This is a genomic window from Pseudomonas sp. SDO52101_S400, from assembly GCF_054071635.1.
Map to the genome: position 1 here is coordinate 37,476 of NZ_JBSVWF010000002.1, position 20,539 is coordinate 58,014.

Annotated in this window: 14 protein-coding genes; 9 read left to right on the top strand and 5 right to left on the bottom strand. The window is 57.0% G+C overall.

What is annotated here, in order from left to right; all coding sequences use genetic code 11:
• The first annotated feature begins 123 nt into the window (after window positions 1–123).
• Together ACW9HX_RS00905 and ACW9HX_RS00910 are read left to right on the top strand one after the other, a co-directional pair.
• Window positions 124–1,626: an ATPase domain-containing protein gene (locus tag ACW9HX_RS00905; RefSeq protein WP_457379101.1), complete on the top strand. Its 1,503-nt coding sequence runs from the start codon at window positions 124–126 to the stop codon at window positions 1,624–1,626.
• Window positions 1,623–3,293, top strand: coding sequence for an ATP-binding protein (locus ACW9HX_RS00910; protein WP_457379102.1), 1,671 nt, complete (start codon window positions 1,623–1,625; stop codon window positions 3,291–3,293). Before ACW9HX_RS00905 ends, ACW9HX_RS00910 begins: the two co-directional genes overlap by 4 nt.
• A gap of 13 nt (window positions 3,294–3,306) precedes the next feature.
• Here the strand turns inward: ACW9HX_RS00910 and ACW9HX_RS00915 are convergent, their stop codons facing one another.
• From ACW9HX_RS00915 to ACW9HX_RS00935, 5 genes are read right to left on the bottom strand one after another with little or no spacing between them, the layout of a single operon-like run.
• Window positions 3,307–3,684, bottom strand: a complete 378-nt coding sequence (locus ACW9HX_RS00915) for a response regulator (protein WP_007954537.1) — start codon at window positions 3,682–3,684, stop codon at window positions 3,307–3,309.
• Between the two features lie 44 nt (window positions 3,685–3,728).
• Window positions 3,729–4,943: a hybrid sensor histidine kinase/response regulator gene (locus ACW9HX_RS00920; protein ID WP_457379103.1), complete on the bottom strand. Its 1,215-nt coding sequence runs from the start codon at window positions 4,941–4,943 to the stop codon at window positions 3,729–3,731.
• A complete protein-coding gene (locus tag ACW9HX_RS00925) occupies window positions 4,937–5,530 on the bottom strand; it encodes a chemotaxis protein CheB (protein ID WP_457379104.1) in 594 nt (197 codons plus the stop codon). Before ACW9HX_RS00925 ends, ACW9HX_RS00920 begins: the two co-directional genes overlap by 7 nt.
• Window positions 5,527–6,360 carry a CheR family methyltransferase gene (locus ACW9HX_RS00930; RefSeq protein ID WP_457379105.1) on the bottom strand — a complete coding sequence of 278 codons (834 nt, stop codon included), beginning with the start codon at window positions 6,358–6,360 and terminating at the stop codon, window positions 5,527–5,529. Before ACW9HX_RS00930 ends, ACW9HX_RS00925 begins: the two co-directional genes overlap by 4 nt.
• Entirely contained in the window at window positions 6,360–9,851 is a 3,492-nt protein-coding gene (locus tag ACW9HX_RS00935; RefSeq protein ID WP_457379106.1) for a response regulator, read from the bottom strand. Before ACW9HX_RS00935 ends, ACW9HX_RS00930 begins: the two co-directional genes overlap by 1 nt.
• 264 nt (window positions 9,852–10,115) lie before the next feature.
• Between ACW9HX_RS00935 and ACW9HX_RS00940 the strand changes: the two genes are divergently transcribed.
• The 7 genes from ACW9HX_RS00940 to ACW9HX_RS00970 all read left to right on the top strand — a co-directional run bounded on the left by ACW9HX_RS00940 (window position 10,116) and on the right by ACW9HX_RS00970 (window position 20,539).
• Window positions 10,116–10,478 carry a response regulator gene (locus ACW9HX_RS00940; RefSeq protein WP_457379107.1) on the top strand — a complete coding sequence of 121 codons (363 nt, stop codon included), beginning with the start codon at window positions 10,116–10,118 and terminating at the stop codon, window positions 10,476–10,478.
• A 204-nt stretch (window positions 10,479–10,682) separates the two neighbouring features.
• Complete coding sequence (locus ACW9HX_RS00945) at window positions 10,683–14,573, top strand: hypothetical protein (RefSeq protein ID WP_457379108.1); 3,891 nt, start codon at window positions 10,683–10,685, stop codon at window positions 14,571–14,573.
• 86 nt (window positions 14,574–14,659) lie between these two features.
• Complete coding sequence (locus ACW9HX_RS00950) at window positions 14,660–15,949, top strand: glycosyltransferase (RefSeq protein ID WP_457379109.1); 1,290 nt, start codon at window positions 14,660–14,662, stop codon at window positions 15,947–15,949.
• Window positions 15,950–16,102: 153 nt separating this feature from the next.
• Window positions 16,103–16,948 (top strand): phosphatidylinositol-specific phospholipase C domain-containing protein, encoded by an 846-nt coding sequence (locus ACW9HX_RS00955; RefSeq protein WP_457379110.1) that lies wholly within the window; start codon window positions 16,103–16,105, stop codon window positions 16,946–16,948.
• 75 nt (window positions 16,949–17,023) lie between these two features.
• Window positions 17,024–17,929 (top strand): AraC family transcriptional regulator, encoded by a 906-nt coding sequence (locus ACW9HX_RS00960; RefSeq protein ID WP_457379111.1) that lies wholly within the window; start codon window positions 17,024–17,026, stop codon window positions 17,927–17,929.
• A 227-nt stretch (window positions 17,930–18,156) separates the two neighbouring features.
• A complete protein-coding gene (locus ACW9HX_RS00965; protein WP_457379112.1) occupies window positions 18,157–19,467 on the top strand; it encodes an ABC transporter substrate-binding protein in 1,311 nt (436 codons plus the stop codon).
• Window positions 19,468–19,612: 145 nt separating this feature from the next.
• Window positions 19,613–20,539 carry a carbohydrate ABC transporter permease gene (locus ACW9HX_RS00970; protein WP_457379113.1) on the top strand — a complete coding sequence of 309 codons (927 nt, stop codon included), beginning with the start codon at window positions 19,613–19,615 and terminating at the stop codon, window positions 20,537–20,539.

Consider the following 20,539-nt stretch of genomic DNA (forward strand, 5'->3'; position numbering starts at 1 on the left):
TCCTCGACACATCCCGCAAGAAATTCGGAACCGCCATCCCGGCAAAGGGTCAAGTAAACAGGCAGCCCAGAACGGCATACATCGCCCGCTGCCCCGTTTCCCTTAGTCATTAGAGGGCATTTTTTGTCTACATCGAACGAGTTGATCAGCGCAAAAGCCGCCACAGGCATCGAAGGCCTGGATGACATTCTGGCCGGTGGTTTGTCTCGCGGTCATGTTTTCCTGCTGGAGGGCGAGCCCGGTACCGGTAAAACCACGGTAGCGTTGCATTTTCTGATTGCCGGTGCCCGTGCCGGCGAGCGCTCGTTGTACATCACCCTTTCGGAAACCGAGCGCGAACTGCGCCAGGGTGCGCTCTCCCATGGCTGGGAATTGAACGAAAATATTGAGATTTTCGAGCTGACACCGCCGGAAAGCCTGCTCAACGCCGAGCATCAGCAGAGCCTGCTCTACTCCTCTGATCTGGAGCTGGGCGAAGCCACCAAGCAGATTTTCGAAGTGGTCGAGCGTTTCAAGCCGACCCGGGTGGTGCTCGACAGCCTGTCGGAGATCCGTCTGCTGGCGCAAAGCTCTCTGCGTTATCGCCGCCAGATCCTGGCGATCAAGCACTATTTCGTGCGGTATGACGCGACGGTATTGCTGCTGGATGACCTGACCACCGAGTCCCTCGACAAGACCGTACACAGCGTGGCCCACGGTGTCATCCGCCTCGAAGAACTGACCCCCAACTACGGAGCCGAACGCCGACGCGTGCGGGTGATCAAGTATCGCGGCCAGAAGTATCGCGGCGGTTTTCACGACTTCACCATCATGGGCGATGGTGTGCATGTGTTTCCGCGTCTGGTGGCGGCCGAACACCGGGGCGATTACCCGCGCCTGCAATTGACCAGCGGAATTGCCGAAATGGACGCGCTGCTGGGCGGCGGTATCGAGACCGGTTCCAGCACTTTGATTCTCGGCCCGGCCGGTACCGGCAAATCGCTGATATCGATGATCTTCGCTGCCGCTGCGGTCATGCGTGGCGAGAAGGCGGCGCTGTTCATTTTCGACGAAGAACTGGGTCTGCTGTTCGAGCGCATGAAGAACATCGGCATCGACCTCAAGGCCCTGCAGGCCACCGGCAACCTGCTGATCGAACAGGTGGATGCAGCCGAACTGTCTCCCGGTGAGTTCTCCCACCGGGTACGCCGTTGCGTCGATGATGGCGACATCAAGACCGTGGTGATCGACAGCATCAACGGTTATCAGGCTGCGATGCCGGAAGAAAACGCGCTGGTCCTGCACATGCACGAAGTGCTGCTGTATTTGAACCGCAAGGGCGCCGCAACCTTCATGACCGTCGCCCAGCATGGTCTGGTCGGCGACATGCAGGCGCCAGTGGACATCACTTACCTGGCCGACACCGTGATTCTGTTGCGTTACTTCGAAGCGATCGGCAAGGTGCGCCGGGCCATTTCAATCATCAAGAAACGCACCGGCCGCCATGAATCGACCATTCGTGAATACCGGATTTCCACCCAGGGCATGACCATCGGTGAGCCGTTGGAAGCCTTTCAGGGCGTACTGCGCGGCGTTCCGACCTACCTCGGCGCGAGCAATCCGCTGCTCAAGGAAGACAACTTGTGACTGTCACTGTGCCGCTGTCCGAACGGGCGCTGATCCTGGCGCCCCTGGGTCGTGACAGCCAGATTGCACTGATGATCCTAAACGAGGCCGGTTACGGCGGCCTCATCACATCCGGCCTGGGGAATCTGTGCGCCGAACTTGAACCCGGCGCCGGTCTGCTGCTGATTGCCGCCGAAGCCCTGAATGGCCCGGAACTCGAAGGACTGCTGCGATACCTGGAGCAACAACCGGCGTGGTCCGACTTGCCGATCGTCTTGCTCACCCATCACGGCGGATCCGAACAAGGCCCCTCTTCGCGCCTCAGTGAATTGCTGGGTAACGTGACATTCCTTGAGCGCCCTTTCCACCCGGCGACCTTGATCAGCCTGGTCTCTACCGCTCTGCGCGGGCGTCGACGACAGTACGAAGCCCGCGACCGTCTTATCGATTTGAGCGAAAGCGAGCGGCGTCTGCAATCGACCCTCGAAACCCTTGAGCAACAAGTCGAAGAACGCACGGCGCAGTTGAGGCATAACGAAGAAGCGTTGCGCCAGTCGCAGAAAATGGAAGCGGTCGGCCAGCTCACCGGTGGTATCGCCCACGACTTCAACAACATGCTCACCGGGATCATCGGCAGCCTTGAGCTGTTGCGTCGGCGCCTTGCCCGTGGCCGTACCGACGACCTCGATAGCCTGATCGATCTGGGCGTGACATCCGCCAACCGCGCCGCCGGCCTGACCCACCGTTTGCTGGCGTTTTCACGGCGACAGTCGCTGGACTCCAAAGCCGTGCAGATGAATGATCTGGTGCAGTCGATGGGCGAACTGCTGCAGCGCAGCCTGAACGAGAGCATCCAGCTCGACATGCGTCTGCACGAACAGTTGTGGGTGGCCGAGGCCGACCCCAACCAACTGGAAAGCGCCCTGCTCAACCTGGTGATCAACGCCCGGGATGCGATGCCCAATGGCGGCAATCTGCTGGTCGAGACAGGTAATCAGGTGCTGGATCGCGATTTCACCGCGACCTACAGCAATCTGTCGCCCGGTGATTACGTGGTGTTGAGCGTGACCGACAATGGCTGCGGCATGCCGCAGAGTGTGATCAGCCGCGCTTTCGATCCGTTTTTCACCACCAAACCGATCGGCCAGGGCACAGGACTGGGGCTGTCGATGATCTATGGCTTCAGCAAGCAATCCGGTGGGCATGTATCGATCGACAGCGAGATCGATCAGGGCACCACGGTGAAACTCTATCTGCCGCGCTTCCAGGGTGAGTCCCTGCCCCACGCGCCAATCGACACGGAACAGACGCCCGATGCCGTGGAAGGCGAAACCGTTCTGATCGTCGAAGACGACCCGGCCGTACGCGTACTGGTCAGCGCAGTATTGAGTGAGTTGGGTTATGGATTTGTCGAAGCCTGCGACGCCGACGCAGCCGTGCCCATCCTGGATTCGGCGCAGCGCATTGATCTGCTGATCAGTGATGTCGGCCTGCCGGGCATGAATGGCCGGCAACTGGCGGAAATCGGCCGGCAATACCGGCCTGACCTGAAAGTCCTGTTCATCACCGGTTACGCCGAGCACGCTGCGGTACGCGGCGGGTTTCTCGACCCGGGCATGCAGATGATCACCAAGCCGTTCACCTTCGATCTGCTGACGGCGAAGGTACGGGAGATGATCAAGAGCTGAGGCGCTTAACGCCTCAGGCCAGCAATTCCTGAATTTTCTCCTGCAACACGTCCAGGTCGAACGGTTTCTCCAGAATCGGCGCCCGGCGCGTGATCGGGCTGCCGGTCTCGCGGATTTCCTGCGGATAGCCGCTGATGAAGATCACTTTCAGATCAGGACGCAATTTGACGGCGGGTTCGGCGATCTGTACGCCGGAGATCCCGCCCGGCAAGCGGAAATCAGTAATCAACATGTCCAGATGCGGCTTGCTCGCCAGAATCTCGAACGCCTGCTCGCCGTTTTCGGCCTGCAATACGCGATATCCCTGGCCTGACAAATAATCGGTCAGGACCATCAGGATCACCGGTTCGTCCTCGACGACGAGTACTACATCTTGTGCATCTACGCTCATGGGAAGCCTTTGTTCGGTCAATAGCTGCTGATACGACCGTGTGGTCACTCAGAGGTTGCGTTTGTTTCGCCGTTTTCCTGGAGCGGCAGACAAACGCGAAACAGGGCGCCCTCGTTGATCTTGCTTTCGACGACGATGGAGCCGCCATGGGCGGCGACGATCTGTTCGGAAATGAACAGACCCAGCCCGAGGCCGGCCACCACCGTCTTGGCGGAAACCCGTTCGAACTGTTGAAAAATGCGTTTCTGGTTCTCCTCGCTGATACCGATACCCTGGTCCGCGACTTCAACCCGGGCCTCATTGCCTTTGCGATAAACCCGAACCTGGATCAGACTTTTACCGCCATAACGCAAGGCATTGGTCAGCAGGTTCGACACCACTTGCTCGATGCGGAACTCGTCCCACTGCCCTTCCACCGGTTCAGCGGCGGTGAAACTGACTTCGGTCTCGGCGGCTTCAATCTGCTGAGCGAAGTTTTGCAGCAGATTGCTCACCAGTTGCGCGAGATCGAACCGACTCGGTCGGATCGACAGCTTGCCGGTGCGGATCCGCGACACGTCGAGCATGTCCTCGATCAGCCGGATCAGACTTTTGATCTGGCGCTCGTCGCGGTCGACCATGGCGTGCATCTTGTCCAGGGTGAACGCGGCGGCGTTGTCCCGGGCCAGGTGCATTTTGCGCAGTTGGGTTTCGAGGATAAGGCCGTTGAGCGGCGTGCGCACTTCGTGGGCGACGATCGACATGAAATCGTCGCGCATGCGCACCGCCTGCTCCAGTTCGCCCTGGGTGCTCTGCAACTGTTTAAGCAGCGCCTCCTGCTCGCGCCGGCTCTGCTCCAATGCTTCGACCTGTTGTTTCATCGCCTTGCTCTGGCGATACAGGTCGACAAAGACGTTGACCTTGCTCTTCACCGCATGGATATCCAGCGGCTTGTGCAGGAAATCCACCGCGCCGCTTTCGTAGCCTTTGAACGCGTAGTTCAGTTCACGGCCGGCCGCGCTGACGAAGATGATCGGGATGTTTTTGGTCTTCTCGGTGCCGCGCATCAGTTCGGCCAGTTCGAAGCCATTCATGCCCGGCATCTGCACGTCGAGGATGGCCATGGCGAATTCGTGTTGCAGCAACAGCGACAGCGCTTCGTCTGCCGACAGCGCTTTGTAGACGGTGCGGTCTTCGCGTTTGATCAGCGCCTCAAGAGCCAGCAGGTTCTCGGGCAGATCGTCGACGATCAGCAGTTTTGCCTGGATATTACTCAGCATGCAATTCGTTCCAGCTCGACAAGCAGACGGCCGATGCCGCGTATGGGAAGTATGTGATCCGGTTGATGAATCTTCAGGGCCGCCTCGGGCATGGTCGCCACCAGAGCGTCGTCCGGATCCTGAACGATGGTCAGCCCGCCATGGCGTTTGACTTGTGCCAGACCTCGCGCACCATCGTGATTGGCCCCGGTCAGCAACACGGCGGCCAACTTGGGACCGTAGACATCGGCAGCGGACTCAAACAGAAAGTCGATCGAAGGCCGCGAATGGTGCAAGCGGTCTTCCAGGCTCAACGACAGGCTACGGTCCTGCTCCACCGACAGGTGATAGCCCGGTGTGGCGAAATACACGGTGCCGGGCTGGATGTCCTGTTTATCGATGGCTTCGGTGACCGGTAACGCCACTCGCCGGGCAAACACTTCGGCAAGTTGGCTGCGCCGCTCCTCCGGCAGATGCAACACGATGATGATCGGTAACCCGAATCCTGACCGCAGCGAACCGAGCATGGTCAGCAAGGCCTCGACGCCCCCGGCGGAAGCTCCGACCACAATCGCCTCGACCCGAGGCAAATCCGCTGCACTGTTCATGATTTTCGGTAGATCCGTTCGTGTTTCACCAGGGGTTCGAACTGGTTGGAATAGCCGGAAAAGTCCAGCGTTTCCTTACTGCCCAGTACCAGGAAACCGCGGTGGCACAACGATTCATGGAACAACCCGAACGCTCGATCTTGAAGTTTTTTATTGAAATAAATCAACACGTTACGGCATGAAATTAATTGAGTTTCGGAGAATACGCTATCGGTTGCAAGGCTGTGATCGGCGAATGTCACGTTCTCGCACAGGCTCTTGTCGAAAATCGCATAGCCATACGCTGCTGTGTAGTAATCGGCGAAAGAGCGCTGACCACCGGCCTGCTGATAGTTCGCGGTGTAGGCGCGCACGTTCTCCATCGAAAAGATCCCCTGCTTGGCCTTGTCCAGCGAGCGCGGGTTGATGTCGGTGGCGTAGATGATCGTGCGATCGAGCAGACCTTCTTCGCGCAGCAGGATCGCCATCGAATAGACCTCCTCACCGGTGCTGCACCCGGCGATCCAGATCTTGATCGACGGATAAGTCTTGAGCAGCGGCACCACCTCCTGACGGATCGCCAGGAAGTGCGACGGATCACGGAACATCTCGCTGACCGGAATCGTCAGCAATTGCAGCAATTGCATGAACGCGGTCGGGTCGTGCAGGACCTTCTCCTGCAACGCCGAGATGGTCGCGCATTCGAACTGGCTCAGCGCATGCTGCACCCGGCGCTTGATCGATGCGCCGGAATAGTCACGAAAGTCATAGCTGTATTTGAGGTAGATCGCCTCGATCAGCAAGCGCAATTCGATTTCGCTGTTTCGTTCTGCTGGGTAACTACGTTCCACTAAATGCGTTCCATCTTCGGCAACCACACGCGAATCAGCGAGAACAGGCGATCCAGGTCAATGGGCTTGGCCAGGTAATCATTGGCGCCCGCCTGCAGGCAGCGCTCCTGATCGTCCTTCATGGCCTTGGCCGTTACCGCGATGATCGGCAGCTTGCGCCAGCGCGGATCCTTGCGGATTTCCATGGTGGCTTCAAAACCGTCCATTTCCGGCATCATCACGTCCATCAGCACCAGATCGATGTCCTCGACTTCATTCAGTTTTTCAATCGCTTCGCGGCCGTTACGGCCGATCACCACGACTGCACCCTTGGTTTCCAGTGCGCTGGTCAGGGCGAAGATGTTACGTACATCGTCGTCCACCAGCAGCACTTTGCGACCCTCGAAGACCTTGTCACGGCTGCGGGCGGTCTTGAGCATCTTCTGCCGTTCATGGGACAACTGCGATTCGACTTTGTGCAGAAAGAGTGTGACCTCGTCCAGCAGACGCTCCGGCGAGCGTGCGCCCTTGATGATGATCGAGCGCGAATACTTGCGCAGATCGGCCTCTTCGTCGCGGGTCAGGTTGCGCCCGGTGTAGACGATGACCGGCGGGAACGAGCAGATGTCTTCGGTGGACATGCGCTTTAGCAGATCGTTGCCGAGCATGTCCGGCAGCTTCAGGTCGATGACCATGCAATCGAAGATCGTTGTACGCAGCAGCTCCAGCGCGTCTTGCGCGAGGCCGACGGCGGTGATTTCGATGTCGTCATCACCGATCAGGCGGGCGATGCTTTCCCGTTGCAGATCGTCGTCCTCGACCAGCAGCACGCGTTTGACCTTCTGGGTCAGCTTGGCTTCAAGGCGTGCGAACACGTCCTTGAGCTCTTCGCGAGTGGTCGGTTTGACCGCGTAACCGATAGCGCCCATGTGCATGGCCGCTTCGACGCGGTCTTCCACGGAGATCACATGCACCGGAATGTGCCGGGTTTCGGCGTGCTCTTTCAAACGTTGCAGAACGGTAAGGCCCGAGTGATCCGGCAGGCGCATGTCCAGCAGGATCGCGTCCGGCACGAACTCTTTCGCCAGGTCATAACCTTCATCCGCACCGTGGGCAACCAGGCATTGATAACCCAGTTCGTGGGCCAGATCGTAGAGGATGTGGGCGAAGTTCGGCTCATCTTCCACCACCAGAATGCAGCGAGTGGCGAAGGGTGCCTTGGTGCGGTCATCGTTGAAACGCGGGATATCCACGGAGGCCAGCGGTGACACCGCCACGGCAGGCGTAATCACTGGAGCGGAGGCTGGCGGACTGAAGGTCAGCGGTGCAACCGGCGTGTCGCCCGGCTCGCGGTATTGCTGCGGCAACACCAGCGTAAAGGCACTGCCCTGCCCCGGTGCGCTGCTGACGCTGATCGAGCCGCCCAGCAATGTCGCCAGATCCCGGGAAATCGACAGGCCCAACCCGGTGCCACCGTATTTGCGGTTGGTGGTGCCGTCGGCCTGGCGGAAAGCCTCAAAAATGCTTTCCTGCTGATCCTGCGCAATCCCGATCCCGGAGTCGCGCACGATAAAGGCAATGCGATCATCTGGTTGGCCAGCGATGGTCAGGCTGACCGTACCGTGTTCGGTGAATTTCACCGCGTTGGACAGCAGGTTCTTGATCACCTGCTCCAGACGCTGGCGGTCAGTGAACAGCGTGATTGGTGCGTCCGGCTGCAACTCGACGCTGAACGCCAGTTTCTTGTCCGCCGCCAGAGGTTCGAATACACCGCGCAGGCCTTCGGCCAGGCGCGCCACACTGGTGTTTTCCGGAACCACTTCGAGTTTGCCGGCTTCGACCTTGGAAATGTCGAGAATGTCGTTGATCAGGTTGAGCAGATCGTTCCCGGCGGAATAGATCGACTCGGCAAACTTGACCTGCTCGGCGCTGAGGTTGTCCTGCGGGTTTTCCGCCAGCAGCTTGGCCAGGATCAGCGAACTGTTCAGCGGCGTGCGCAGCTCGTGGGACATGTTGGCCAGAAACTCGGACTTGTACTTGCTCGAACGCTGCAACTCTTCGGCGCGCTCTTCGAGTTGTACCTGGGCCTGATTGAGCTCGGTGTTTTTCTGATCCATGGCGTCGCGCTGCTCGGCCAGGGTCTGGGCCTGTTCGGCCAATTGCTCGTTGGTCTGTTCCAGTTCGACTTGCTGGGTTTCCAGATGCGCCTGGGACTCCTTGAGAATCCGCGACTGCTCTTCCAGCTCCTCGTTGGCGGTTTTCAGCTCTTCCTGCTGCACCTGCAACTCTTCGTTGAGTTGCTGGGTTTCGGCCAGGACTTCCTGCAAACGCTGGCGATAACGCGCGGCTTCGATGGACATGCCAATGTTGCCGGCAATCAATTCCAGAAGCGCTACATCACGGTCGGTGAGCGGACGCAGGAAACCCAGTTCGATCACGCCGTTGACCCGGTCGTCATCGCTGGTTGGCACCACCAGCACGCTGCGTGGCAGGCCTTCGCCCAATCCGGAGCTGACCTTGAAGTAGTCGGCCGGCACTGAATCGAGACGAATCACCTGCGCCTGCTGCGCAACCTGGCCGACAATGCCTTCACCGCTGTAGATCGATTGTCCCTGTTCTTCCTGCTCGCGGGAGAAGCCATAACTTGCCACGCGCTTCAGACCGCCGTGTTCTTCACGCACATAAAGCGCGGCCACGGCGCTGCCCAGATATTGGGCACAGAATTGCAGAATGTTGCGGCCCAACAGGTTGAGCGTCAGTTGCCCCAGCACTTGCTCGGCCAGTTCGGTCTGGCCGTTGCGCAACCAGGCTTGCTGCTCCAGGCGATCAGCACTGGCCTGTTGTGCGGCAAGGTTGGCGCTGTAGCTGTCAGAGAGACTGACCAGGTCGCGTCGGCCGACGTAGGCGAGTAAACCGCTGATGCCGGCGATGAATATCAGGTAAAGGCTGATGCTCCAGATCGTGGTGCGGCGCACGTCTTCGTTGCGCGTAGTGCGCAACGTCTGCTCGGTATCGATCACGTCCTCGAACTGCTTGCGGATCTCGTCGGTCAGACGCTTGCCCCGACCGGCCTTGACCGCCGCCTTGTAGTCACCGCTGGCACGCTGCAGGTCGATCATCGATTGCGCGTAGGTTGCCCACTCGGTTTGCAAGGCTTGCAGGCGACGCAAGCGGTCAGTCTGCACCGCGTTGTCGGCGGTCAGCTCAAGCAAGGTATTGAGCGCCACGTTGATTCGCGGCTTCGCCGTTTCATAGGGATCGAGGAAATGCTCATCGCCACTGAGCAGGAAACCGCGCATGCCGGTTTCCAGATCAACCGTGAGTTTCACTGCCTCATTGGCGTTATTGATCACCCGGTCGGTGTGTTCCACCCACTGGATCACCGACAACAGATAGGTGATCAGGGAAACAAAGAACACCGCGCTGATCACGCCCACACCCAAAGGCAGACTGATGTTGCGACTCAGTAGTTTGCGAAACCGTTGTTCATCAACCGAAGACGGAGAGGACATTTGGCAGCCTTGTCGAACTGTTGAAAACCAGGGAGTTTGCCCCAAAACGGCGGCATGGATCCATTTTTCTCACAGTGTTAGCACTGTTTTCCCACATTTGCCTGCGCCGATTCACAGGCCAACGGTTATCCTTACCCGCCCGTTTGCGCCTATTCTTTTTTGTATCCGCTCGGGAACTTGTGGCTATGCGCCACTTACTCATGCAGGAGCCCGGCAATTTTGATCGACCGGCGCCATCCCCCCCCATTCTTGAGAGCCGCCAATATGTCCAGCACTGCGTCCACCATCCTTGTAGTAGAAGACGACGCCATCGTGCGCATGCTGATCGTCGACGTACTGGAGGAACTGGAGTTCAAGGTTCTGGAAGCGGACGGCAGCGAGCAGGCGCTGGAGATTATCAAGGATGTGAATCAACACATTGACCTGATGATGACCGATGTCGGCCTGCCGATCATGGACGGCCGCCAATTGGCCACCGAAGCTCGCAACTTGCGCCCTGCACTACCCATCCTGTTCGCCAGCGGTTATGCCGAGACGATTGAAGTGCCGGCAGACATGCACGTCATCGGAAAACCGTTTTCGATCGATCAATTGCGCGACAAAGTAAAAAATGTATTGAAGAACTAGCCGCGAGTACTTGGGCACTTGCCCGGCTACTGCACTTTGAAAGTATTAATATCTTTCCGAATAACCTTGAAATCAGACACAGCTATTCGAGCGCTGCGGGATTCACTTACCCTGCAACGCCGCAATAGCTCTCTGCATTTCTCGCAATAAATTTGCACATCTATTGAGGGCAAACACTCTATAAGAGAACAAGGATATTTACTTATGCAGCCCGTCCAGCACGGCACTCAGACGTCGCTTGAAAAAAACATTTTCCATGCGTCGTTACTGAACCAGAAATTCGAACTCGATCTACAAGAAAGCTCGATCATCATTCGAGTTCTCAAGGATCACATCAGCCAGCGTTCGAACGACGATCTCGTCAGCCTTAAGGATGTCATCGCCCCGCGCACAGCAGGATCAACGCTTGACGACGCTCAGGAGTTTGCCAGCGCTGCGTTGGCCAAGATGCTAAAGTCCGAGGCCTTCATTGCCCTGCAGCAGCTCTACAAATTCTCTTCCGATCCTGTTGTGTCTGTCGACAAAAGCGCTTCAATCAAGGTGTTGAAAGAAGGTGCCTGGATCAACTTGACTTACGACCTTCAGACAAAATATTACTTGCAAGATGATCTTCAAGTTATTGCCGAGTGCGCTGAACAAAGCGGTGGTTTTGTCTTTGCCGGGGAGTTCATTGGAATTCAGCAGTGGCTGGAATTCCAAAAATACACACTCCCCGAAACAGTCTCCGACACAAAAAACCTGATTGCATTTCTCGAGTTCAAGATGCCGGCCAGGCCGGACACTGGGAACTATCACGAGCTGCTGATGGAGCGGCCGGACTCACCCTTTCATTTATCAAGCGACGATCGCCTGATCATCACAAGCGTGATCGCCGAGACGACTCAAGGGCGCAATAGTCTGTTGCAGCACATTGCGCTGAAAAACTTCAGCATTGTTCCCGAAGACATCCGGCGAGAACATGCAGGTTCCTACCTGAACAGCTTCCTGAGCAAGCCGGACGCAAAGAAATTGGGCCGCACCTTGCTTGAGCGACTTGAATGGCATCTCGAGACGGATGAGCCGGAGGTGGCCGAGCGTCAACTCAAGTGCATGATGGCGACGGCGGTGATTCTCGACCTGATGCCCCAAGTTGAAAAGCAGGCTGGCGAGATTGCCGGTTATGCGCTCTATCGACCCGACAACGCTTCACGGACAGCATCCGAGATCGTCAAGGAGGTCGAGAATCATCTGATCGCCGAAAAACTGATCGAGTCGCACAACGCTCAACTGGCTGCGCACCTGTTGCTGGCAGGGGTGGCACCGGAACTACTGGTACAAGGCATACCCGTCGAGTTGACCATCGACCGGCCCGGCTGGGTGGTCTTCGCACAGGCGGTGGCACTGATTGAACTGACCTCACCCGGCGCGTCCCGGCTCATGAGCTATGAGGAGGTCAAGTCCTTTTCCGATCTGGCTCCGGTCAGCCAGGAGCAACTGACACTTCATGAATTGACGGCAATCAAACCGATCATCCATTGGGCCATGCTCAATGGTCTTCTGCCCTACAGTGGCGATTCCGACTACAGCACCGAGTCCTATGCCAAAGCTGCTTCGAGCTTCGGCCAATATGCCGAAGCACTGAACCAGATCGAATCCGGCCTTTCAGCCAATCCGCCCGATCGTCGCCAACTGGCCTTGAACGCGCTGAAAAGCGTGATGCCGGCGGGTGATTATCTTGAGCAGCGGGTCTACAAGCTCAACTATTCGGCCGCCTTGACCGAGCGAAGCTGGGTGGAGTTTCTCGCGTCCTCCAATCTCATCCACCTCTGGGACAGTACTGCCGCTTTTCTGGGGGAGGACGACCTTGTCGTGTCCAGGGTATTCAAACTTCGCGCCTCCATTCTTGATCTCTACATGTCTGATGATCTGGTCGTGAACAGGCGGTTCAATCACCAATTCGTTTCCACGAAACCACTCGCCATTCCCAATGACGCCTTCTCCCGGCTCTCGGAACTCGAACCGCTCGACAAGTTGTTCAACGACGCTTTCGATCCCTATTACCAAGACCTGCAAATAGGCTTGTCCTCGGTCATGAAAATGGCAATCACCCAATTGCCAGAAGATAGCCGCAGCTTTCTTTCCAACAGCTACGTCACGCTCTACACCGTGCGCAAAGAGGTGAATTCGCTTAACGCTTTTCAGGAAACCCAACTTCAGCGCGACGCTGAAAAGGGGCGCTACGGCATTATCCTCGGATGCCAGCGAGACAATGAGTTTCGCTGCTATGAGCTATTCACCCTGAAAGGTTTGTGTCGCGAGCGACCCGATCTCGCCGCTCAATTGCAATCCAGCGGCATTGCCGACTCCGCGCCCACCCTGTCCTATACCGGCGCAGATACGGACTTCCAGGACAAAAACCCGGAACGCCAGTGGCCTGTTGACGCATCGGCTTATCTTGACGGAAGCAATCCGACAGCGGTGGCGTTCTCCAGAGTTGTCGTGGAAAAGCTCTGGCACTTTCACCTCCAGTCAGACGACGCACGGCCAGTACCTCTGTTTTTCTCCCCGGCGCTCGACAAGCTGGCAGAGGAAGTGCTGGCCTGTCATCCGATTGCAACCCGGGAAGAGCTGTACGCACTACTCAATACCCAGACGGATCTGCAAAAACTGCGCGCCCAAAACGAGGCGCTGGATACAGCGCTCGTCAATATCGTCATTCCCTTCAAGAAGTGCATCGAGGACATTGGTTCCGGCGATTCGACACGTGTCACCGAGGGAATTGGTGGATGTGTTCTGGATGGTCTTGCCTTGCTGGGGTTGATCGTCGGCTTTGGCGCTGCGGTTGCTGGCATCGTCGGCAAGACGGCTTCCACGACGTCAAAAGTGCTCAGCATTGCCAAGGCAGGCGCCCGGTTTTCGGCCTCACTTATCAATCCACTCGACGGTTTGCCGGCGCTTGCTCTGAAAGGAACGCATCTGGTCAAGAAAGGCATTCTGCTTTTGAGCAAGCACGGCGTAAGTGCCCTGGAAACTGCCACCGGCCAACTTCGCAAACTGACAGGCGGCGCCCAGTCTTATGATCTGATCAAGGCCGCGCAAAAATCGGAACTATTACAAGGAACCTGGAAAGCCAGTGGAGATTTGGGCGAACCTGCTTCGATTATTGCAGTGGAGCGCAATCTCAACTGGCACGCACTCCATCTCGGAAGTGGTGGTCCCTGGGGGCGGAGGCTGAAGCAATTCAAGAAGATCGCATCACTCCCTTTACGCCAGTTGTTCAACCACAAGAACCCTCACAGTTTCACTCGCATGTATCTAAGCAAAGCCATCCCCATTGCCAAGACCAAACTTGATAACGCAATCGATCTGTTGTCCCACGCTCCCGACGAAGAGGTCCGGATGATTGTCAAATATGTGTTTGGCAATGACTCGGACGAGGCACTTGGTTACCTGATCGACAAGTTGAAGCTCATGCGCAAGGATCTTGACTCGGTCGCACTTTCCAACATGTCCTTCAAGAAAGGGGAGCACGCTGTCGCAGCCCTTCGCCCCGAAACCTATGACCGATGGAGTTCAGCCATTAAGGCCAATACAGTCTCGGCGGAAAATCCTGAACATTTCCTCGTCATTTATCCCGATGGCCTGAATGATCTTTACAAGCACTCCAAGTACGACGATGCACGGATCGCGGACGTATTGGTTCACGAAATGTCCCACGGCGCACCCAAAACGCTGGACTTTTATTACGGATACATGATTCCCGGAAAAACGGGTCCGGCCTCCATCGATGCCGCCGGACTGATCGACTTTGCCAAAGACGCTCATAAAGCCAATCCCGCCAATATGGCCAATCCTCACTTTCGTTCGGCAGAAAGCGATACGTTCAAGTTTTTCAAAGAAGTCAGCCATGGCCACCCGGAAATTGTACAAAAGCATCCAGCCCTCCTGAATGCGGATTCCTTCGCTCTGGGGGTGGCCTTGCTAAACCAGAAGCGTACCCATCCTGAAAGACTCATGTGGAATATGTACGACATACAAGGTGCCCTGACGCATGCTCAAGGAACTTCCTACCAATTCATCTCCGGAGAACTACCCATCCAGCTCGCCAGCATCTGATACAACCAGCACAAATCGGACGCCGCCCTGTTTGTGCTTTAATACGCGCCTTTTTTTCGTCATGAATACTCCCAGGAATCGTGCCAATGCATCAGCCCGCAACCAAAGTCCTCGTCATTGGTTACGTCTGGCCGGAGCCCCGCTCCTCTGCGGCAAGCGGGCATGTGATGCAGATTCTCGAAACGTTCCTGCAACAGGGCTGGCAAGTGACCTTTGCCAGCCCTGCCGGTGTTGGCGAACACCCGGCCGATCTCGGCCAGTTGGGAATCCGCACGGTCCCGATCGAACTGAACAACAGCAGTTTCGACACATTCATCAGCGAACTTGCCCCGGATATCGTGCTCTTCGACCAGTTCATGATCGAAGAGCAGTTCGGCTGGCGAGTTGAGAAGCACTGCCCTGATGCCTTGCGCGTACTGGAAACTTCGGACCTGCAAAGTCTGCGGCATGCCCGCCACCAGCGGTTGAAGGATCGACTCAAACTCAGCGATGACGCCAACGACTTCGATCAGCTGTTTGCCCCCGCCCTGGCCGAAGAGTTCGAGCTGATGGCTGATACCGACCTGGCCAAACGCGAGATTGCCGCGCTTTATCGTTGCGATCTGAACCTGATGATCTCGCCGGTGGAAATCGCGTTGCTGGTGCAGCAATTCAAGCTGCCGCCCGAGATATTGCATTGGTGTCCCTTGATGGTTGAACCGCCCAGCGCGCCGACAAAAGACTTCGATGAACGTACGGACTTCCTCAGTATCGGCAATTTCCGCCACGCGCCGAATTGGGACGCCGTTTTGTGGTTGAAGTCGACAGTCTGGCCGCTGATCCGCGAGCAACTTCCCAAGGCCCAACTGCGAATCTATGGTGCTTACACACCACCCAAGGCGGCGGCCTTGCACAATGCCGCGCAGGGATTCCACATCATGAACTGGGCAGAAGATGCCTTGCAGGTCATGTCCGACGCACGTATCTGCCTGGCGCCCCTGCGTTTCGGTGCCGGCATCAAGGGCAAACTGATCGATGCGATGCTTTGCGGCACGCCGAGTGTCACCACGCCGATCGGGGCTGAAGGTATGCATACCGATCAGTCTTGGCCGGGGGCAATCTGTCGCACGGCTCAGGATTTCGCCAATGCGGCGGTGAAACTTTATCGAGACGAAACACATTGGCAAGCAGCCCGTACCCAGGGACAAACACTGCTTAAAGACGTTTATCAGCAAGCCGAACATGGGCCAGCACTCATTAACAAACTGCGGGAGTGCCGCAAGAACATTGAACAACTAAGACGCAAAAACTTCATTGGCAGCATGTTGCGACATCATTCCCACAAGAGCACCCAATACATGGCCCAGTGGATCGAAGCCAAAAACCAGAACAAATAAGCTTTCTGGAAAACTTTAAAAACATCAACCAACAACTTGCATCAACAACCTTATAGTCAAGCCATCAATCAAACCTTATAAGCATCCTGCAAGTGACGCCTTAAACATCAAACAGGGCGTCACTCTTTTCAATTATTTATGCAGGATGCACTTATGGCCACTTCCAACTGGATGAGCTCGACCCCCGACATCGATTCGCTGAATATCGCGGAAATGACATTGCCCGGTACTCACAACGCAGGCAGCGACTGGCGCGCTACCTACCCAATTTTCGGCCCTCCGCGTCACTGGCTGGCCTGTCAGCACGACAGCTTTCATGCGCAACTGAATCATGGTGCCCGTGCGCTCGACATTCGTTTGATATATGAAACCAAGGGTGAAGGTCCTCGAAAGTTCGTCATGCACCACAACGGTTATAAAAACTCCCGAACCCTTGAGAATCTGGCGGCCGACATAAACAACTTCCTGAAAAAGAATCCGGATGAGTTCATTATTCTGGACTTCCATAGTCTGGAAGGTAACGACTTCGATCACGAATATTTCAACAACACGATCATCGACCTTTTGGGGCAGCGCCTTATCCCACGAGCGAACCAGTCCCTCACGCTTCAAGAACTAAAACGAATCAGTACTACACAACGGGTTATTGCGGCAGCATCGTCACACTGGAAACTAGACTACAAGGTATTTCACGAAAGCATCCGTCATAAATGGTCCGGAAACGGCATTACCAACCCTGATGAATTGAAGCAATTCATTCAAAATGTGATGCAAAACCCGCCAGGCACCGGGACTCCCTGGTCGTTATCCGCGACCAGTTACACCTCCCTTGGTGGCCCCGTCGATATTCATGAAAAGCTGAACGAATGGTTCGATCTGGATAAAAGTGACTGGGCGTTGAAGTGCAGCATCATCAACGTCGACTTCATGGAAGAGTCGGACCTGGTGGAGTTCTGTCGCGTCGCCAATGTGCTGAAGGCCCGACAACGAGCGGCTTGAACCGCAATGGAAACTGGCGCAACCGTCGCGCAAAGAGGCATGATCGGCGGGCGATAACAAAATAAGTATCCAGCCATGACCCGCACCGCCCGCGTGACCGACCCCTCATACGAGTTGATGGATGACCATAACGGGTTGTCCATCATCTATCGGCAGCACGGCTTCCCTTGCCCGCTGGTGCGCTGGCATTTCCACAAGGAATACGAACTGCACCTGATCGTCGCAAGCTCTGGCAAGGTATTCATCGGCGACTACATCGGCAATTTCTACCCGCAGACCCTGTTCCTCACCGGCCCCAACCTGCCGCACAACTGGATCAGCCAGGTGGCCGAAGACGAGGTGGTGGAAAAACGCGACATGCTGGTCAATTTCACCGATGAGTTGTTTGAAAGCGGCCATCAGGTGTTCGCCGAACTCAAGACCCTGGCACCGCTGCTGGAACGTGCGCAGTACGGCATCGAATTCCGTTGCCCGCGCACCATTCGCCAAGCGACGAACCTGATGCAGAAGATCGCCGATACCAAGGGCATCACCCGCCTGGGCCATTTTTTCATCCTGATGGAATTGCTGGCCGCGACCGACGACTACCAACTGCTGTCAGGTGCGACCACCCCGCAACTTGCCGACGAAAACAATATCGACCGCACCAACCGTGCGGTGGATTACATATTCGCCCACTACGCCCGTGAACTGCCGCTGGAGGAAGTCGCCGAACACCTGGGCATGAAACCGACTTATTTCAGTCGCGTATTCAAGCAAGCCACCGGGCGCAATTTCATCGAATTCGTCAATCGCCTGCGCATCAGCAAATCCTGCGAGCTGCTGGCGGACGGCGACAAACCGGTGACCGAGGTGTGTTTCGAGTCAGGCTTCAACAACATCTCCAATTTCAATCGGCGCTTTCAGCAGCTCAAAGGCATGACGCCCTCGCATTATCGGCGGCTGGTGGTGCAGCGCCTGACCGAGCAAAACCACGGCTGACGCCGGAAAACCTGTACGGTTTCATTGCAGCTGCCCTTCTGAAACGCCCTTCCCTGTGTTTATCACTTCAATACCGAGTGCAAAAAAGTATCGATTCAAGTGCTAGGGATGATTTGTCAGCCCTGCGATTGAAGGCTGTAATCAGTGCACATTCTTCCTGCAGCCGGAAGACACAAAAACAATAACTGTCCTTCTGTCCCCCACCGGGTGCAGAAAAGGAGTGCACGATGCAACCCACTGCAAAAGCTCTGCTTGCCCTCACCTGCATGACCCTCAGCAGCGTCAGCCTTGGCGCCCAGACCCTGACCATCGCCACCGTCAACAACAGCGACATGATCCGCATGCAAAAGCTCTCGAAAACCTTCGAGACCGAGCACCCGGACATCAAGTTGAACTGGGTGGTGCTTGAAGAAAACGTCCTGCGTCAGCGCCTGACCACCGACATCGCCACTCAGGGCGGTCAGTTCGACGTGTTGACCATCGGCATGTACGAAGCCGCACTCTGGGGTGCCAAGGGCTGGCTCGAACCGATGAAAGATCTGCCGGCCAGTTACGCACTCGACGATGTGTTCCCGTCGGTGCGCGAAGGCCTGTCGGTCAAGGGTTCGCTGTACGCCCTGCCGTTCTACGCCGAAAGCTCCATCACCTATTACCGCACCGACCTGTTCAAGGATGCCGGCCTGACCATGCCGGAGCGTCCAACCTGGGAGCAGATCGCCGGCTTCGCCGAAAAACTCACCAACAAAGACAAGGAGCAATACGGCATCTGCCTGCGCGGCAAGGCCGGTTGGGGCGAAAACATGGCGCTGATCACCACCGTAGCCAATGCCTACGGCGCACGCTGGTTCGATGAGAAATGGCAGCCGGAATTCAGTGGCCCCGAGTGGAAAAACGCGCTGAACTTTTACGTCGACACCATGAAGAAATCCGGCCCGCCGGGCGCTTCCAGCAACGGTTTCAACGAAAACCTGGCGCTGTTCAACAGCGGCAAATGTGCGATTTGGGTCGACGCCAGCGTCGCCGGCTCGTTCGTCACCGACAAGACCCAGAGCAAAGTCGCCGATCACGTCGGCTTCACCTACGCGCCGCATCAGGTCACCGACAAGGGCTCGGCGTGGCTGTACTCATGGGCGCTGGCGATTCCGACCAGCTCCAAAGCCAAGGACGCTGCCAAGACATTCAGTGCCTGGGCCACCTCCAAAGAGTATGGCGAACTGGTCGCCAAGACCGACGGCATCGCCAACGTACCGCCGGGCACTCGCGCCTCTACTTACAGCGACGCCTACATGAGCGCCGCACCGTTTGCCAAGGTGACGCTGGAGTCGCTGAAAGCCGCTGATCCAAGCAAGCCGACGCTCAAGCCTGTGCCTTACATCGGCATTCAACTGGTGACCATTCCTGAGTTCCAGGGTGTCGGCACTCAGGTCGGCAAGCTGTTCTCGGCAGCACTGATCGGCCAGACCACGGTCGATCAAGCCCTGGCGGCGGCGCAGCAAACCACCGAACGCGAGATGAAGCGCGCGGGTTATCCGAAGTAACCCTGCGCATTTCCATGTGGGAGCGAGCCTGCTCGCGATAGCGGTAATCCGGTCTCAGTAAATGTGGCGGATGTACCACCCTCATCGCGAGCAGGCTCGCTCCCACAGTGGATCGAGTCTGCCTTTTAAAACGGTTGTGATCCCCATGAATACTTCAACTGCCAAAGCCCACATCGACCTGTCGCAACCCCAGCGCAAAAACCGCGTGGCCAATCCCGGCTGGTTTCTGGTCAGCCCTTCGGTCGCCCTGTTGCTGCTGTGGATGATCGTGCCGCTGGGCATGACCATTTACTTCTCGATGATTCGTTACAACCTGCTCGATCCGGGTGTGAACGAATTCGTCGGGCTGGAAAACTTCACCTACTTCCTCAGCGACTCCGGCTTCCTGCCCGGCGCCACCAATACCTTGCTGCTGGTGGGCAGTGTGTTGTTGATCAGCGTGGTGTTCGGCGTGTTGATCAGCGCGTTGCTGGAGGCCAGTGAGTTCTTCGGTCGCGGCATTGTGCGGGTGATGCTGATTTCGCCGTTCTTCATCATGCCCACGGTCGGTGCGCTGATCTGGAAAAACCTGATTTTCCACCCGGTGTCCGGAATCCTGGCCTACATCTGGAAACTGTTCGGCGCGCAACCGGTGGACTGGCTCGCTCACTACCCGCTGCTGTCGATCATCATCATTGTGTCGTGGCAATGGCTGCCCTTCGCAATCCTGATCCTGATGACCGCCATGCAGTCCCTCGACCAGGAACAGAAAGAAGCCGCCCGCCTGGACGGCGCCGGCCCCGTCGCGATTTTCTGGCACCTGACCCTGCCGCATCTGGCGCGACCGATTGCCGTGGTGGTGATGATTGAAACCATCTTCCTGCTGTCGGTGTTCGCCGAAATTTTCACCACCACCAACGGCGGTCCCGGCTATGCCTCGACCAACCTCGCCTACCTGATCTACAACCAGGCGCTGGTGCAGTTCGACGTCGGCATGGCCTCGGCCGGCGGCCTGATCGCCGTGGTCATCGCCAACATCGCCGCGATCATTCTGGTGCGGATGATCGGCAAAAACCTGACTGACAAAGCCTGA

Coding starts and splice junctions, on each gene's coding strand:
- ACW9HX_RS00915 (WP_007954537.1), bottom strand. CDS start 3,684: ATGAGCGTAGATGCACAAGATGTAGTACTCGTCGTCGAGGACGAACCG.
- ACW9HX_RS00920 (WP_457379103.1), bottom strand. CDS start 4,943: ATGCTGAGTAATATCCAGGCAAAACTGCTGATCGTCGACGATCTGCCC.
- ACW9HX_RS00925 (WP_457379104.1), bottom strand. CDS start 5,530: ATGAACAGTGCAGCGGATTTGCCTCGGGTCGAGGCGATTGTGGTCGGA.
- ACW9HX_RS00935 (WP_457379106.1), bottom strand. CDS start 9,851: ATGTCCTCTCCGTCTTCGGTTGATGAACAACGGTTTCGCAAACTACTG.
- ACW9HX_RS00940 (WP_457379107.1), top strand. CDS start 10,116: ATGTCCAGCACTGCGTCCACCATCCTTGTAGTAGAAGACGACGCCATC.
- ACW9HX_RS00945 (WP_457379108.1), top strand. CDS start 10,683: ATGCAGCCCGTCCAGCACGGCACTCAGACGTCGCTTGAAAAAAACATT.
- ACW9HX_RS00950 (WP_457379109.1), top strand. CDS start 14,660: ATGCATCAGCCCGCAACCAAAGTCCTCGTCATTGGTTACGTCTGGCCG.
- ACW9HX_RS00955 (WP_457379110.1), top strand. CDS start 16,103: ATGGCCACTTCCAACTGGATGAGCTCGACCCCCGACATCGATTCGCTG.
- ACW9HX_RS00960 (WP_457379111.1), top strand. CDS start 17,024: ATGACCCGCACCGCCCGCGTGACCGACCCCTCATACGAGTTGATGGAT.
- ACW9HX_RS00965 (WP_457379112.1), top strand. CDS start 18,157: ATGCAACCCACTGCAAAAGCTCTGCTTGCCCTCACCTGCATGACCCTC.
- ACW9HX_RS00970 (WP_457379113.1), top strand. CDS start 19,613: ATGAATACTTCAACTGCCAAAGCCCACATCGACCTGTCGCAACCCCAG.